We start from the raw sequence: 13,586 nt of genomic DNA on the forward strand, positions 1-13,586 counted from the left end.
CTTCCCTACTCAGTACGAGCGTCTACGTCAATTGCACTTAAACGGTTGAACCGCCGTATACCGAACGGTACGTACGGTGGTGTGAGAGGTCGGCTACTCAACTAATGGGTAGCCTCCTACTCGATTAGTACACTCCAGTACGTCCCTGTCCGCGAGAAGCTTAATTCAGGCTCAGACTCTCGATGCCTCGGCGGATAATATCGCATGAGGAGGTGAATTTGGCGGACTCCTCCTCATTCAGATTCAGTTCCAGCAGTTCCTGAATGCCGTCGCCGGCGATGATGGCGGGTACGCCCATACAGATGCCATTCTGCCCGTATTCTCCGTCCAGAATGGCGGAAACGGCAATAATTTTATGCTCGTCGTTCAGAATCGACCGGGCGATATACGCCAGCGCGCTGCCGATTCCGAAATGGGTCGAGCCCTTTCGGGTGAAAATCTCCCAGCCGGCATCCTTCGTCTTGCGGGCGATATCGCTCAGGTCCAGATGCTTGAACCGCTCCCTGTGCTGCTCCAGAATGTGCAGAATCGGCTTGCCGCCGATCGTCACATGCGACCAGGCCACAAACTGTGATTCGCCGTGCTCGCCGAGCGCATAGCCGTTTACGCTGCGGGGATCGATCGAGAATACCTCGGACAGCAGCGTCTTCAGCCTGGACGAATCGATGGACGTTCCCGTACCGATCACCCTGTGGCGCGGAAATCCGGATATTTGCCAGACGAGATAAGTCACGATATCGACCGGATTGGCGGCGATGACAAAGATGCCGTCGAACCCGCTTTCCACAATCGGAGTTACAATGTTTCGGGTAATGGTCACCGCGTCGTCGAGCACGTCAAGCCGCGTCTGCCCGGGCTTCGGGTTGGCCCCCGCCGTCAATATTACGATATCCATGCCGGCGCAGTCGTTTGCAGTCCCGGCGTATACTTTGGTCCGCGTACCCATAAAATCCATACAATGCGAAAGATCGAGCGCCTGCGCCATCGCGCGGTCATAGGTGCGGTCGACCATCATAATTTCATCGCAAATCGCCTGATTGACCATGGAATAGGCGCAGCTCGAGCCAACCATCCCGGAACCGACGATCGCCACTTTTCTTGATTTGCTTTTCATTAGCCCATCCTCGCTCTCTCCTTAAAGTGCTCAAAGCCTTCATTATCGAAAGACCCGGTCCGTGTCTCTATTTTACCTCATCCGAGGAGAAGTTACCTGACATGGGTGAAAAAAGGTACATGCGTTCCTTTTGCAGCTTGCCACCGCAAATCCGCGTTTGGATTCCCCTGTAAATTTCAATATATCGGTTTTATTCCGGAATTAGCGGGACTTTTTCCATGTATTTGCAATGAGTTGCAGCCAGCGAGTACGGGACAAGGGCGCAAAAAAACCGCATGGCAAGCATGCGGATGACAGGTTTGGGGCCGCTACTGCGGAACCCGCGCTTCCTGCGGAGCGAGTGAACGGTATCTCTTGAGCATGAACACCCTCCAGTGCACGATCATTCCGAAAGCCAGAATGAAGAACAACCCGCCCGACTGCGGAATCGAGATGTAGCGGTCGATGAATTCATGCAGCAGCGTGCGCACCAGAAGCAGTCCGAGCAGAACAAGAATGAAGCTTTTGGAGCGTTTGGCGTAAATAAGCCCTTCCTTTTCGTGAAAGGTGGTCGTCTTCATAAGCGGATAAGCGAATATGAACCATCCCGCAAGAAAAGCGGCAAGCGCCCACCATAGAGGAACTCTGACCTCGGGAACGACGAACATCATGAAGCCGGTCGACATGCCCAACGGCGGAATGAGGATTTTGCGGATGGTAACGGGGCGGTCGCTTGCCTTTAATCGGATAAAAATAACCATCAGCGCCATAAGCAGCGCACCCAGGGTGGAACCGATATGCAGAAACGACGGATTGATGCTGCCCATGATTCACGTTCCTCTCTGAAATAAAAGTGGATTGTGCGTACGTTATGTACATATTATAACAGAAATGCCCTCAGCCGCCCAAACGCACGCGCCCCGATGGAGAGCGCCGCGTATGAGCGTGAACGGAAAAAAACCGCCCGGCGGCAAGCCGAGCGGTTATATTGCGCAACAGTATGTTTTTTTAAACACGCTGTTTCAAAGGCAAAGTATTCAGGAACGGGTTCGTCCGCCCATTGAACGCATCACAAGACTTACGATCGCAATCAGAACGATCGCTCCGATTAGGGACGGCAGAACGTAGAAGTCACTGACACGAGGGCCCCAGCTACCCAGGAAACCTCCCAGCCAAGAACCCAGGATACCGGCAATTATGTTTCCGATAATGCCTCCTGGAATATCTCTGCCCATAATCAGACCTGCCAACCAACCGATAATACCGCCGACAATCAGCATCCATATGAAACTCATTTTGCTTCAGCTCCTTTAAGGTTATTGTCTTGGATGCTAACTATTAACCTCGTGCGGAAGGTTTAAATCAGGTGTCACATTTTGCCGAAAAGAAGGGAGGGCGGCTGGATCGTCAGTGACGGGAAGCGATGAAAAATAGTCGGGCAACCGGGTAAGTTCCCTTTGTAAAAGGGTAATAGAGAGTGGAGATCCGCTCTTTTAAAGCGCTTCAAATCATGTTGAATCTTATACTGGTATAAAAGGAGATGCTGCCGTGAAAAGTCCAGATGAAGTATTGTTTTATGTCGGAACTTACAATTCCCCAGACCGTCCATCCATTTATTTATGCGGACTCCATCCCGGCGACGGCGAAATGAGGATCATCCGGGGGACTGCGGGAATCGAGAATCCGTCATACATAACGTTGAACCGTGCAGAGAATGTGCTGTATGCCGCCAGCGAAAAAGATGACGGGGAGGTCAGCGCCTTTTCCGTCGATCCCGAAACGAAAGAGCTGTCCCTGCTGGGCAGCCGGCGGACAGAGGGCGGGGCTCCCTGTTACGTCTCCGTCAGCGCGGAGGGAGATTATGTGTTTGTCTCCAACTATTCCGGAGGCAACGTCAATGCTTTCCCGGTGAATGAAGACGGTTCGCTCGGGGAAATGTCCTCCCAGGTCTTGCATGCCGGGAAGGGCTTCCGCGAAGACCGTCAGGAAGCGCCGCATCCGCATTCCGTGAACCCGGCGAGCAGCGGAAGGCGGGTGCTGGTCTGCGATCTCGGCATAGACCGGATCGTGAGCTACCTTTATGAGGACGGCGAACTGGCAAAGCACCACGAGGCGGCGCTTCCGGACGGCTCCGGCCCCCGGCATCTGGCGTTCCACCCGAGCGGGAAGTGGCTGTACTGCGCCAATGAACTGAACTGTACGGTAACGGTATTTGCCGTCAACGAACAGTCCGGCGAGCTTGAAATGCTGCGACATTTCTCCACATTGCCGGAGCAGTACGCCGCGGGGAGCGACGATACCGCGGCCGATATCCATATCTCTCCATGCGGCAGGTTCTTGTACGTTTCCAACAGAGGGCATGACAGCATCGTGCTGTTCCATATTGATGAAAACTCCGGCTTGCCGGAAGCGATGGATTGGCAGAGCACCGGCGGGCGCATGCCGCGCAATTTCGCCATTGCCGGAGGCATGCTGCTTGCCGCCAATCAGAACAGCGGCAATATTACGTCGTTTGCGATCGACAGCGAGAACGGCAGGCTGATTCCGACGGGCAATGAGCTGGAAGTTCCTGCTCCGGTCTGCATCGCGCCGCTGAAATAACCGTCTGGGGTAACCGTTTGCAGCATGTCGAAATTTTTTTTGTACGCTGCAAAAATTTAGAAGGATATGGAAAAGAAAGCGCGAATATGTATTCTTGACAAGGTGCTTGTCGTTTTCCATAACTGGGAATAAGGGGGATAGGATGGAAGATTTGGTGGAATCGGTAGGTAAGGAAATCGGGGAAGGCATGCGAGCCTATTTTGTCGTACCGCACCTGTACGAGCACGCCATGGCCTGCATCGAAGAGAAGCTGAGAGGGAGGATGCCGTTCAGCAAGCTGACCGTGCTTCACTTCCGCGCATTCGGAGGGACGGGTCATGCCGTTTTTCGGGCGGCCGCAGCGGTTGAACTGATGGTCCTCAGTGCGGATATAATCGACGATCTTCAGGATAAGGACAATGGCTTGACGGCATGGAGCCGGATGAGTCCGGAAATTGTGCTCAACATTGCCTTTGGACTGACGCTCGTTTCCCAGCAGATGATGCTTACCGGCGATTTCCCGTTGGAAGTGATTCACAAGGCTGTACAATTCATGAACACCCAGACTCTAGCGGCGATTAACGGACAAACGACGGATCTGCTCAACGATATCGGGAGCGAAGAGGATTATCTCCGCATGGTCAAGCAAAAGTCGGCTGGATTCGTGGTTGCCGCCTGCATGATCGGCACGCTGTTGGCCACCGGCGAATGGAACGGCCAGGTCAGAGATTATGCCGAAGAGCTCGGAATCGCCGATCAGATCAAGAATGATATCCGTGATCTCCTGGACTGGGAAAGAAGCGATTTCAAGAATCGCAAAAAGACGCTGTCCACGCTGTATCTGCTTCAGTTCATCGCTGAGGAGGACCAATGGATAGCGGATTACTTTGAAGGACGCCTTCGGGTGGAGGAGATCAGCCACCGCCGGGAGGAATTCGAAAGAGCTATAGAGCGGACGGGAACCTTTCTCTATACCTCTGTTCGGATGAGAACGCATTGTTACAATTATTTGCAGTTGGTAGACAAGCTGGATATTGACGCTCACTGGAAGAACCGTATCATCGCCCTGTCCGAATAGACCGGAGCGTAATAATCGATTGGGGGAATTGTCCATGTTAAAGGAAATCGTTCAAGTTTTGGTGAAAGATCCCGCAGCAGCCCATCGTTTGAAGAACGGCCAGTTTGAACTTGCTGGAGTCAGCGAAGTGGAGCAAAAAGCATTGCTTGCTGCATTGGGGGACAGAAATGGATTTGGCAAGGATGTACAACTCGGAGCCTGGGATACGGTCAAAGCGCAAGCGGCGTTCTAATCTGCAGGATTCAACAAACAGCCTTAATCCGATTCATTTCGGATTAAGGCTGTTTGCATGAGAGAAGGATGACTCCCGCCCGAATAAAAGCCGATATCGTCAAGCATAATGGCATCTCCGCCGCCAAGAAGATAAAAAGTGATCTGCGCCAGCCGCGCCGGATCAAAGGAAGGATTCTTCCCCCGGAACAGGCCGAACGGAAGCTCATACGTCTGAAAGACCGCTTCGGAGGGCTTGCCGTACTTGCCGTCGCCGATCCGCTTCTCCAGCCAGGATGTCCAGGCGAACTGCGTCTGTGGCAGCTGCAGGGGCTGCATGACCGCCGACAGCGGCAGCCGCGCCGTATTCCCCAAGCGGTCGGTCAGTTCAACCGCTACCTGAGGCGGCAAGCCGGAGCCTGAATCGGCGTTGCGGTTGGCCATGGAGAAGGACAGACCGTCCGCGCCGTAGAGCGCGGCGTCATTGGCGGGTCCGGCGCTCAGCGAAATCCGGTAAATGGCTTCTCTGTCCTCATCCGCCCTGCGTTCCAGGAAGGCTCCGTAAGTCCCCTTGCCTCCTCCCTCGCGGTCTTTCGCCGTCTCCTCCGTCCAGTGCAGTCCTGCTGCCGAAATCGTGCCGCTGCGGCCGGCCGTCGTCTTGTCCCGGTCCTCTTCGTAGCCCGCGATACCCCTGAATCTGCCATCCTGGTAGCGGTTGAAGTACGATGTTGCCTTAGGGAGCCACTCCCGCCCGCGGCGGTAATCCCGGAACAATCCGGCGTATTCCCGTCTTCCGTGCAGCGTTGTCTCCAGATAAGCGGAGAGATACACCTTGGCGATCTGCCGCTGCTCCTCTTCTTCCATGATTTCGCTCCGGCTCAGGAACAGTCCGGTCGGAAACGCCAGATCGAACAAGCCCCAGTCGCTGTTGAACTGGCTGTGATTCGCATCCCCGATATACAGCGATGTCTTGAACGAATCCGTATTCGCGGAATAGAAAGAACGGATATACTGCCGGTCTCCATAGAAATCATGCACATCCCCGTCCCGCGCGCCCTGAAGAGCCATATAGCTGATGTCCTGAAGCTGGGCCTGCTTGCCGTCGACCGTCTGGTCGGTGGGAGCCAGCGCGGCCACCGCCGAGATATGAAAACGGCTGACCGATGCCAGAGCGGGATCACCCTTGAACCAACGCTGTGCGTCCGCCGCCATAGCGACAGCCTGGCCGCCGCGGCTGTGCCCGATAAGAGCCGTCTCGGCAAAGTCGATTTTATTGTAAAAAGGGTTATCCGGCGTATCCGAGAAAGCGGAGAGCTGTTCCAGATGCTTCAGAATGATCCAGGCACGCAGCTTGTAGTCATCCTTCGGGATTCCGGACCAGGCGGAATAATTCAGGAAATTCTCGTCCAGAGAGATGGCGATGAATCCGCGGCTGGCCAGCAGTTCTCCGAGATAGGCGTAACCTCCGTCCGAGAAATCCTCCATCATATGATTGCCGTGCACTATAAGCACAAGCGGAAAAGGGCCGTCTTCCTCGGGCATCCATACCCGCCCGTTCAGGGGCAGCGATTCCGGATCGAAGCCCCAGAACAGCGTGCGCAGTGGGGACCACTTCTTCATATAAGAAGAAGCGTTCACCGAAGAAGAGCGGACAGCCGCCTCTTTTCCGAATTCGGCGCGGTGCCGGTCACTTCCGCCGGCATAAGTGAAGCTCCGGTAAGCATACGGGCCCGGGGCTCCCGGATTGGCCGCGGCCAGCGGAACGACGGCTGCGGAGGCAGCGGTGTCCGCAGCCGGGCCGGATACTTCCGTTCTGTCCGGATCGGCTTCGCGCTGAAGCTGAAATCCGCCAACCGGAATGAACGGAAGGGCCGCCAGCGCCGCCAGAAGCAGCAGCCCCGGCAGGATTCTTCCCGTCCGCAGAAGGCCGACGCCAACGCCTGCAAGCGCTCCGAAAGCGGCGGCTGTGGCTGCGACGGCGGCTGCAGCGCCGGCGGTGACATGGGAATTGCAGAGAATCACCATGACGATTCCTGCGCTGCCGAGCAGACAGCCTGTGAACAGCCGCGGAAGACGCAGACCCGCCAGCGCGAGCAGCGCCGCGGCCAGGTGGCCTGCCGCCGCCAGCAGAGCTGTCCCGATTCCGGCGGCCAGAAGCAGATCGGCCTGCTTTCCCAGACCGGTCGGAGCCCCCAGCATGGCGGCTGCAAACGCCGCGAAGCTTACCATCCAGGGACCGGCAATCCCGCTGCGCCATATTCGCGTATCATAGTGGTAGGTCTCGCTGATTCTGCGTCCCAATATTTCAATAACAAGTCTGTGCCGTCCGGGCCTTTTCGGCGCGGGCGCTTGTCCCAATTCCAAATCCATCCTCATTCCTCCGGCTTCGCCCTCTTACGGATTCTCCAATAAGATGTAGCAATAATAGTCTTTTGCCTAACGTCTGACAAGGGAAGCTTGCAGGATTTCAGCATTGAAATAAATGGTTGACAAGTAGATGAGAGGCCATTATTATAAGTCCATAACCTACTATTTTGGTAGGAATAATAAATGATTATACTTGCCGTACAGACGGAGGAACCCGCGGCAAGAAACGCAGCGGCTGTTTTGCCGGTTTGCGAGGAAACGGGCTTCCTCTGTCTTTTATTGCAAACAAAAACAAGGGTATATTCAAACGGGGGAGTGGATTGAAATGAGAAAAGGCTTGAAAAAGGGATTGTTAACAGGGTTTACGCTGCTGCTGACGGCAGGTCTTACGGCTTGCGGAAGCAACAACAGTGCGGAGAACGGAGCTTCTTCTTCGGCGGCGCCTGCGGCGTCGGCCGGCGCAGCGCCTTCGGCGGCAGCATCACCTGCACAATCGAAGGAGCCGGTGGAGCTGCTGAACGTCTCCTACGATCCTACTCGTGAATTGTATGAGAGCTATAACAAAGCTTTTTCCGCTTATTGGGAGAAAGAGACCGGACAGAAGGTGACGATCAAGCAGTCGCATGGCGGTTCCGGCAAGCAAAGCCGCGCCGTGCAGGATGGTCTGGAAGCGGACGTCGTGACCCTGGCGCTCGGATATGATATCGATGCCTTGCAAACGGCTGGTCTGATCAATGAAGGCTGGCAGAGCAAATATGAGCTTAACAGTTCTCCTTACACCTCGACCATCGTGTTCCTAGTTCGCAAGGGGAATCCGAAAGGCATCAAGGACTGGCCGGATCTGCTGAAGGACGGCGTAGAGGTTATCACTCCGAATCCGAAGACCTCGGGCGGGGCCCGCTGGAATTACCTGGCCGCTTGGGGTTATGCGCTGGATCATAACAACAATGACGAAGCCAAGGCGCAGGAGTTCGTCAAGAACCTGTACACACATGTGCCCGTACTGGATACCGGCGCGCGCGGATCGACTACAACCTTCGTGGAACGCGGAATCGGCGATGTCCTGATTGCTTGGGAGAACGAAGCTTATCTGTCCGTAAACGAGCTGGGCAAAGATAAATTCGATATTGTATATCCTTCGGAGAGCGTTCTGGCGGAGCCTCCGGTAGCCGTGGTCGATAAAGTGGTCGACAAAAAGGGAACCCGCGAAGTAGCCGATGCCTATCTGAAATATCTGTACAGCGAAGAAGGACAAAAAATCGCTGCAGAGAACTACTACCGTCCGACGCTGGAAAGTGTCAAGGAACAATTCAAAGACAAATTCCCGGATATTAAGCTCTTCACGCTGGCCGACAAATTCGGTACGTGGAAAGAGACGCAGGAGAAGCACTTTAACGACGGCGGCATCTTCGACAAGATCTATGTGCCGGGTAAATAAAGAAATCTGCGGAGTAAAATAGCTAGGCGGTGCTGATCGGCCAAGCGGAGCCGAAGGCGAAGAAAGGATGAACAATCGATGAGTGTCACTGCTAAGGAGACGCGGCGGGGCGTGCTGCCCGGATTCGGCCTGACGATGGGGTACAGCATTTTATACTTGAGTCTTGTAGTGCTTATCCCGCTGGCGGCGCTGCTGTTCAATTCCACGGGACTGACCTTTGCTAAGTTTTGGTCGGTAGCGAGCGACCCCCGGGTCCTCGCTTCCTACCGGGTCAGTCTGACCACAGCGGCGGCGGCCGCATTTGCTGATGGTCTGTTCGGTCTGCTGCTGGCATGGGTGCTGGTGCGCTACCGGTTTCCGGGAAAAAGAATCTTCGACGCCCTGATCGATCTGCCGTTCGCGCTGCCGACGGCGGTGGCGGGCGTGTCGCTGACGGCGCTGTACTCCAGCAACGGCTGGATCGGCTCGCTGCTTGAGCCGCTCGGCATCAAAGTGGCGTTTACGCCGCTGGGCATTACCTTGGCGCTGATGTTCATCGGTATTCCTTTTGTTGTACGCACCGTTCAACCCGTACTTGAAGATATGGAGAAAGACACGGAGGAGGCGGCAGCCACTCTGGGAGCCGGACGCTGGCGCATCTTCCGCAAGGTGCTGCTGCCGGAGCTGATTCCGCCCCTGATTACCGGCTTTGCCCTGGCCTTTGCCCGGGGAATCGGCGAGTACGGCTCGGTGGTGTTCATCTCGGGAAATATGCCGATGCGGACGGAGATTGCTCCGCTGCTGATCATGTCGAAGCTGGAGCAGTACGACTATGCCGGAGCGACAGCCGTGGCGCTGCTGCTTCTGCTGATTTCCTTCCTGATGCTTCTTGTAATCAATATGCTCCAGCGCTGGACCCATAAGGCGTCGCGTTAAAGCTCACACACCGAAAATTCAAGGAGGAATAAGCATGGCTGGAACTGTCCCTCTTCGCGCCGGTCGGCGGCAAGCGGCTGTATCTTCGGCAGCCGTGAACGAATCGTCCGCGGTCAAATGGCTGCTGGTCGGAGCTGCAGGGCTGGTGCTGCTCTGGCTGATCGTGCTGCCGCTGACCATTGTGCTGACTGAAGCGCTAAAACAGGGCTGGAACGTATACTGGGCCGCCCTGACCGATCCGGACGCCGCATCGGCCCTGCGGTTGACCCTGCTTGTAGCAGCCATTACCGTGCCGCTGAACACGGTATTCGGCGTAGCGGCCGCCTGGGCCGTAGCCAAGTTTAAGTTTCGCGGCAAGGGAGTGCTCATTACACTCATTGACCTTCCCTTTGCCGTCTCGCCGGTTATTGCCGGCCTCGTATATGTTCTGGTCTTCGGCGCGCACGGCTGGTTCGGCCCGTGGCTCGACGCGCATGATATCAAAATTGTATTCGCCTTTCCGGGAATCGTGCTTGCGACACTGTTCGTAACGTTTCCATTCGTGGCGCGTGAACTGATCCCGCTGATGGAGGACCAGGGCACTCAGGAAGAGGAAGCGGCGCTTACGCTCGGCGCCCGGGGATGGCAGATCTTTTTTCGCGTAACGCTTCCCAATATTAAATGGGGCCTGCTCTACGGCATTATTTTGTGCAATGCGCGGGCGATGGGCGAGTTCGGCGCGGTCTCCGTTGTCTCGGGCCACATTCGCGGGGAGACCAACACGCTTCCACTGCATGTGGAGATTCTCTACAATGAATACCAGTTCTCCGCTTCCTTTGCGGTTGCATCGCTGCTACTGCTGCTGGCGCTCGTAACGATGGTAATTAAAAGCTGGCTGGAACGTAAAACCAGCTATTGACAAATTGTAGAAAACCATGCTAACTTAAACCATAGTATACGGGTTGGAAATAAAGGAATTCGGTATGGAGCGGCAATCCGCTGCGGAAAGAAGAGGGGGCACGGTGAATGGCTAAACCGCTGAAGGTGGATGAAGTTTGGCTGGAGAGGATTGCGGGACTTCTGGACAATATGGAATTCGGCTCTCTGCATATTGTGGTGCATGAGGGACAGATCGTGCAAATGGAGCGGACGGAACGCAAACGGTTCGAGAACGCTCCCGCACGGCACAGCGGGGAAGCCGGAAGCCGGCGTCCCGATACCCGTGCGGCGGGACGAGGATAACCTGCAAGTCCCTGCTGTGCATAGGGTAAGCAATCTTAATTAGATGTTTTGATCCGCAGACAGCGGCCCGCTCCCGGGATATGGGAGCGGGCCGCTGCTGTGTTTATTAGGCCTGTGACTTAGTAACGGGGCGTCCGCCGCGCCGATGAAATACCCTCGATCAGCAGAACCACAGCCGTTATGGCGTGCATGATCCAACCGACGATCGGAATAAAGGCGACAATGGAAGTGACGACTCCGATGACGTTACCGATGACGGGACCCCGCTCATTATACAGCACGGCAATAGCAATGGCATGCAGCAGAAAAGCGACCCCCAGCGGCAGCCAGGCGTTAGCCACCACGAATGCGCCACCGATGAACGGAAGCGCCAGAAAAGCCTCATAAGCGAAAGTGCCCCATTTAAACAGTTTTCCCCAAGAAGACATCTCCTTCACCAACCTTTCCTTATATTACTATTCCATAGAACATGCGGTGATACAAGGTTTGCCGTCCTGTACCGTCTCCTGAATAGGGTTATTTTCAACCGCTTGGCGAATTGGGTAATACTCGTTGTGGGTCATTAACGATTGCAGGAGGACGCGCAATATGGATTATGAATTAATTACGATCAAGCTGGTCACCGGTTTCATCGGCTTATGGATAATGACGCGGCTGCTCGGGAAGAAGGAGATTTCCCAGCTTACTCCCTTCGACTTTGTCTCCGCGCTAATGCTGAGCGAAATTGTTGGCAATACCATTTACCAGGAGGATGCGCATTACTTTCAGCTCGTCTACGGACTGGTTCTGTGGGGGGCATTGTCCTATTTATTCGAAAAAGTGACGCAGCACGCCAAACGGATGCGCGCGCCGCTGGAAGGGTCAACCTCCGTCCTGATCTGCAACGGCAAAATCGACATGAAGGAAATGAATCGCAACCGGCTCGATTTCGGACAGCTGCGGATGATGCTGCGGCAGAAGGATATTTTTGCGCTGGAGGAAGTGGCGTATGCTATATTTGAGAAAAACGGCTCGCTCAGCGTGATCAAAAAGCCGGATTACGAAATGCCGGCTAGAAAAGACCTGGGAATGCCGCATGAGGAGGCTTCATTTGTCTACTCCCTCGTAGAGGGAGGAGACATACTGGAGGACAATCTGAAGAAGATCGGAAAGGATAAGGCTTGGCTGGAAGGCGGGCTGCGGGACCAGGGATACCGGGATGCCGCATCTTTGGTTTTTGTGGAATGGAGCAAAAACGGAGGCTTTTTTGTCATTGAGCGTTAACGGTCACTCTTTAATGAGAATTTCGATGCGGGGAAAGGAACGAAGACGACAATGAATGAAGTGAACAAGGTGGAGATTCGCCGCGGGGCGCCGTCAGTTGAGGACTATTTAAATCTGCGGCTTGAAGCGGGCTTAAGCCCGATGAGCCGGGAGGGGGCCGAGATTGGCCTGCCGCGTTCGCTGTTTGCGGTAACGCTGGTTGAGAACGGTGAGACCGTCGGCATGGGACGGGTGATTGGAGACGGGGGATGTTTCTTTCAAGTCACGGATATTGCCGTCAAGCCTTCCCGTCAGGGACAGGGGCTTGGGAAAGCGATAATGAGGGAGATCCGAGATTTTCTAGATACGGTGCCCGTCCCCTCCTACGTCAGCCTCATTGCCGATGGAGAGGCGGCGAAGCTGTACGGCAAATTCGGATTTGCGTCCGTACATCCGGAGTCTCAGGGGATGTTTTTGCGCCGCTGAATCTTTGTCTTGTGAACAAACTGGGGGGCGATAGCGGCCGCCTCTGTCTACGGATTTCATCCGCGAAGAGCACTATAAATCAAGAATCTCAAGTTCATTTCGTATAGACGGAAAAAGCGGAGCTAATTGGCTCCAAAGCCGAGGTGCAACGCGGATAAAAGGGAAAAGCTCCATCTAAATCGGGCAGGTGCTGTGGAATTCGCCTTTATGTCGTGCCCCACATCGAATCGTGGATGAACGAGGAAGGAAAGACTGAGCATGAAAAATTGTAAAGCCGAAAGAGGGGAAAGGGATATGAAAATCGTACTGTTCGGCGCATCGGGAACGATTGGCCGCGCCATCCTGGAAGAAGCGCTGAAGCGAAAGCATGAGGTAACGGCGGCGGTCCGGCGGCCGGAGGCGCTGGAAGTTCAGCACACCGGCCTGCTTACGCTGTCCGCCGATCTGCTGAGACCGGAAGAGGTGGCTCGGGCCGCCAAAGACCATGAGGCTACAATCAGCGCCTACGGTCCGGAATTCGGAGCGGAGGGTGAACTGCTTGAGGTCGCCCGCTCGCTGGTCGAAGGACTAAAGACGGCCGGCGTGAACCGGCTGATTGTGGTCGGCGGTGCGGGAAGTCTGAAGACGGACTCGGGAGACCGGCTGATGGACACGCCGGAGTTCCCGGAGGAAATAAAGCCGCTGGCGGCGGCTCATGCCGACGCTTATGAAATCTATGCGCAGTCCGGTCTCGACTACACGTATGCCAGCCCCGCCGCGATTATTACGCCGGGGCGGCGTACGGGACAGTTCCGTGTCGGTCTGGACAGGCTCGTCGTGGATGAGAACGGCAAAAGCGAGATCAGCACCCAGGATTACGCCGCCGCGGTTGTCGATGAATTGGAGGAAGGGAATTTCATCGGGGCGCGGTTCACGGTGGGATATTAACGCGTAAGCAAGGGAAGGGGAGAACAGGG

The 13,586-nt window shown here is 55.3% G+C and carries 15 protein-coding genes; 10 read left to right on the forward strand and 5 right to left on the reverse strand.

Going from position 1 to position 13,586, the window contains the following annotated elements:
- Positions 1 to 160: 160 nt before the first annotated feature.
- The 3 genes from EH198_RS21650 to EH198_RS21660 all read right to left on the reverse strand — a co-directional run bounded on the left by EH198_RS21650 (position 161) and on the right by EH198_RS21660 (position 2,388).
- Positions 161 to 1,114 carry an L-lactate dehydrogenase gene (locus EH198_RS21650; RefSeq protein ID WP_124697605.1) on the reverse strand — a complete coding sequence of 318 codons (954 nt, stop codon included), beginning with the start codon at positions 1,112 to 1,114 and terminating at the stop codon, positions 161 to 163.
- Between the two features lie 308 nt (positions 1,115 to 1,422).
- Positions 1,423 to 1,920, reverse strand: a complete 498-nt coding sequence (locus EH198_RS21655) for a CcdC family protein (RefSeq protein WP_124697606.1) — start codon at positions 1,918 to 1,920, stop codon at positions 1,423 to 1,425.
- 210 nt (positions 1,921 to 2,130) lie between these two features.
- A complete protein-coding gene (locus EH198_RS21660; RefSeq protein WP_124697607.1) occupies positions 2,131 to 2,388 on the reverse strand; it encodes a GlsB/YeaQ/YmgE family stress response membrane protein in 258 nt (85 codons plus the stop codon).
- 253 nt (positions 2,389 to 2,641) lie between these two features.
- Between EH198_RS21660 and EH198_RS21665 the strand changes: the two genes are divergently transcribed.
- From EH198_RS21665 to comX, 3 genes are all read left to right on the forward strand, one after another.
- Positions 2,642 to 3,694 carry a lactonase family protein gene (locus tag EH198_RS21665; protein ID WP_124697608.1) on the forward strand — a complete coding sequence of 351 codons (1,053 nt, stop codon included), beginning with the start codon at positions 2,642 to 2,644 and terminating at the stop codon, positions 3,692 to 3,694.
- 142 nt (positions 3,695 to 3,836) lie between these two features.
- Positions 3,837 to 4,751, forward strand: a complete 915-nt coding sequence (locus tag EH198_RS21670) for a polyprenyl synthetase family protein (protein ID WP_124697609.1) — start codon at positions 3,837 to 3,839, stop codon at positions 4,749 to 4,751.
- A 34-nt stretch (positions 4,752 to 4,785) separates the two neighbouring features.
- A complete protein-coding gene (gene comX / locus EH198_RS21675; RefSeq protein ID WP_124697610.1) occupies positions 4,786 to 4,983 on the forward strand; it encodes a competence pheromone ComX in 198 nt (65 codons plus the stop codon).
- A gap of 23 nt (positions 4,984 to 5,006) precedes the next feature.
- On the opposite strand, the gene EH198_RS21680 is transcribed toward comX, so the two are convergent.
- Complete coding sequence (locus tag EH198_RS21680) at positions 5,007 to 7,331, reverse strand: alpha/beta hydrolase (RefSeq protein ID WP_185703015.1); 2,325 nt, start codon at positions 7,329 to 7,331, stop codon at positions 5,007 to 5,009.
- Between the two features lie 322 nt (positions 7,332 to 7,653).
- On the opposite strand from EH198_RS21680, the gene EH198_RS21685 reads away from it, so the two are divergent.
- The 4 genes from EH198_RS21685 to EH198_RS21700 all read left to right on the forward strand — a co-directional run bounded on the left by EH198_RS21685 (position 7,654) and on the right by EH198_RS21700 (position 10,902).
- Entirely contained in the window at positions 7,654 to 8,766 is a 1,113-nt protein-coding gene (locus EH198_RS21685; RefSeq protein WP_124697612.1) for a sulfate ABC transporter substrate-binding protein, read from the forward strand.
- 78 nt (positions 8,767 to 8,844) lie between these two features.
- Entirely contained in the window at positions 8,845 to 9,681 is an 837-nt protein-coding gene (cysT, locus tag EH198_RS21690) for a sulfate ABC transporter permease subunit CysT (protein WP_124697613.1), read from the forward strand.
- A 34-nt stretch (positions 9,682 to 9,715) separates the two neighbouring features.
- Positions 9,716 to 10,579: a sulfate ABC transporter permease subunit CysW gene (gene cysW, locus EH198_RS21695; RefSeq protein ID WP_124697614.1), complete on the forward strand. Its 864-nt coding sequence runs from the start codon at positions 9,716 to 9,718 to the stop codon at positions 10,577 to 10,579.
- A 107-nt stretch (positions 10,580 to 10,686) separates the two neighbouring features.
- Positions 10,687 to 10,902, forward strand: a complete 216-nt coding sequence (locus EH198_RS21700; RefSeq protein WP_124697615.1) for a YezD family protein — start codon at positions 10,687 to 10,689, stop codon at positions 10,900 to 10,902.
- Between the two features lie 119 nt (positions 10,903 to 11,021).
- Here the strand turns inward: EH198_RS21700 and EH198_RS21705 are convergent, their stop codons facing one another.
- Complete coding sequence (locus EH198_RS21705) at positions 11,022 to 11,330, reverse strand: hypothetical protein (protein ID WP_124697616.1); 309 nt, start codon at positions 11,328 to 11,330, stop codon at positions 11,022 to 11,024.
- Between the two features lie 160 nt (positions 11,331 to 11,490).
- Between EH198_RS21705 and EH198_RS21710 the strand changes: the two genes are divergently transcribed.
- From EH198_RS21710 to EH198_RS21720, 3 genes are all read left to right on the forward strand, one after another.
- Positions 11,491 to 12,165, forward strand: a complete 675-nt coding sequence (locus tag EH198_RS21710) for a DUF421 domain-containing protein (protein ID WP_124697617.1) — start codon at positions 11,491 to 11,493, stop codon at positions 12,163 to 12,165.
- Positions 12,166 to 12,216: 51 nt separating this feature from the next.
- A complete protein-coding gene (locus tag EH198_RS21715) occupies positions 12,217 to 12,630 on the forward strand; it encodes a GNAT family N-acetyltransferase (protein WP_124697618.1) in 414 nt (137 codons plus the stop codon).
- A 294-nt stretch (positions 12,631 to 12,924) separates the two neighbouring features.
- On the forward strand, positions 12,925 to 13,557 hold the full coding sequence (locus EH198_RS21720; protein ID WP_124697619.1) for an NAD(P)-dependent oxidoreductase: 633 nt from the start codon (positions 12,925 to 12,927) through the stop codon (positions 13,555 to 13,557).
- Positions 13,558 to 13,586: the final 29 nt, after the last annotated feature.

The sequence above is a fragment of the Paenibacillus rhizophilus genome (assembly GCF_003854965.1).
Lineage (GTDB): Bacteria > Bacillota > Bacilli > Paenibacillales > Paenibacillaceae > Paenibacillus_AQ > Paenibacillus_AQ rhizophilus.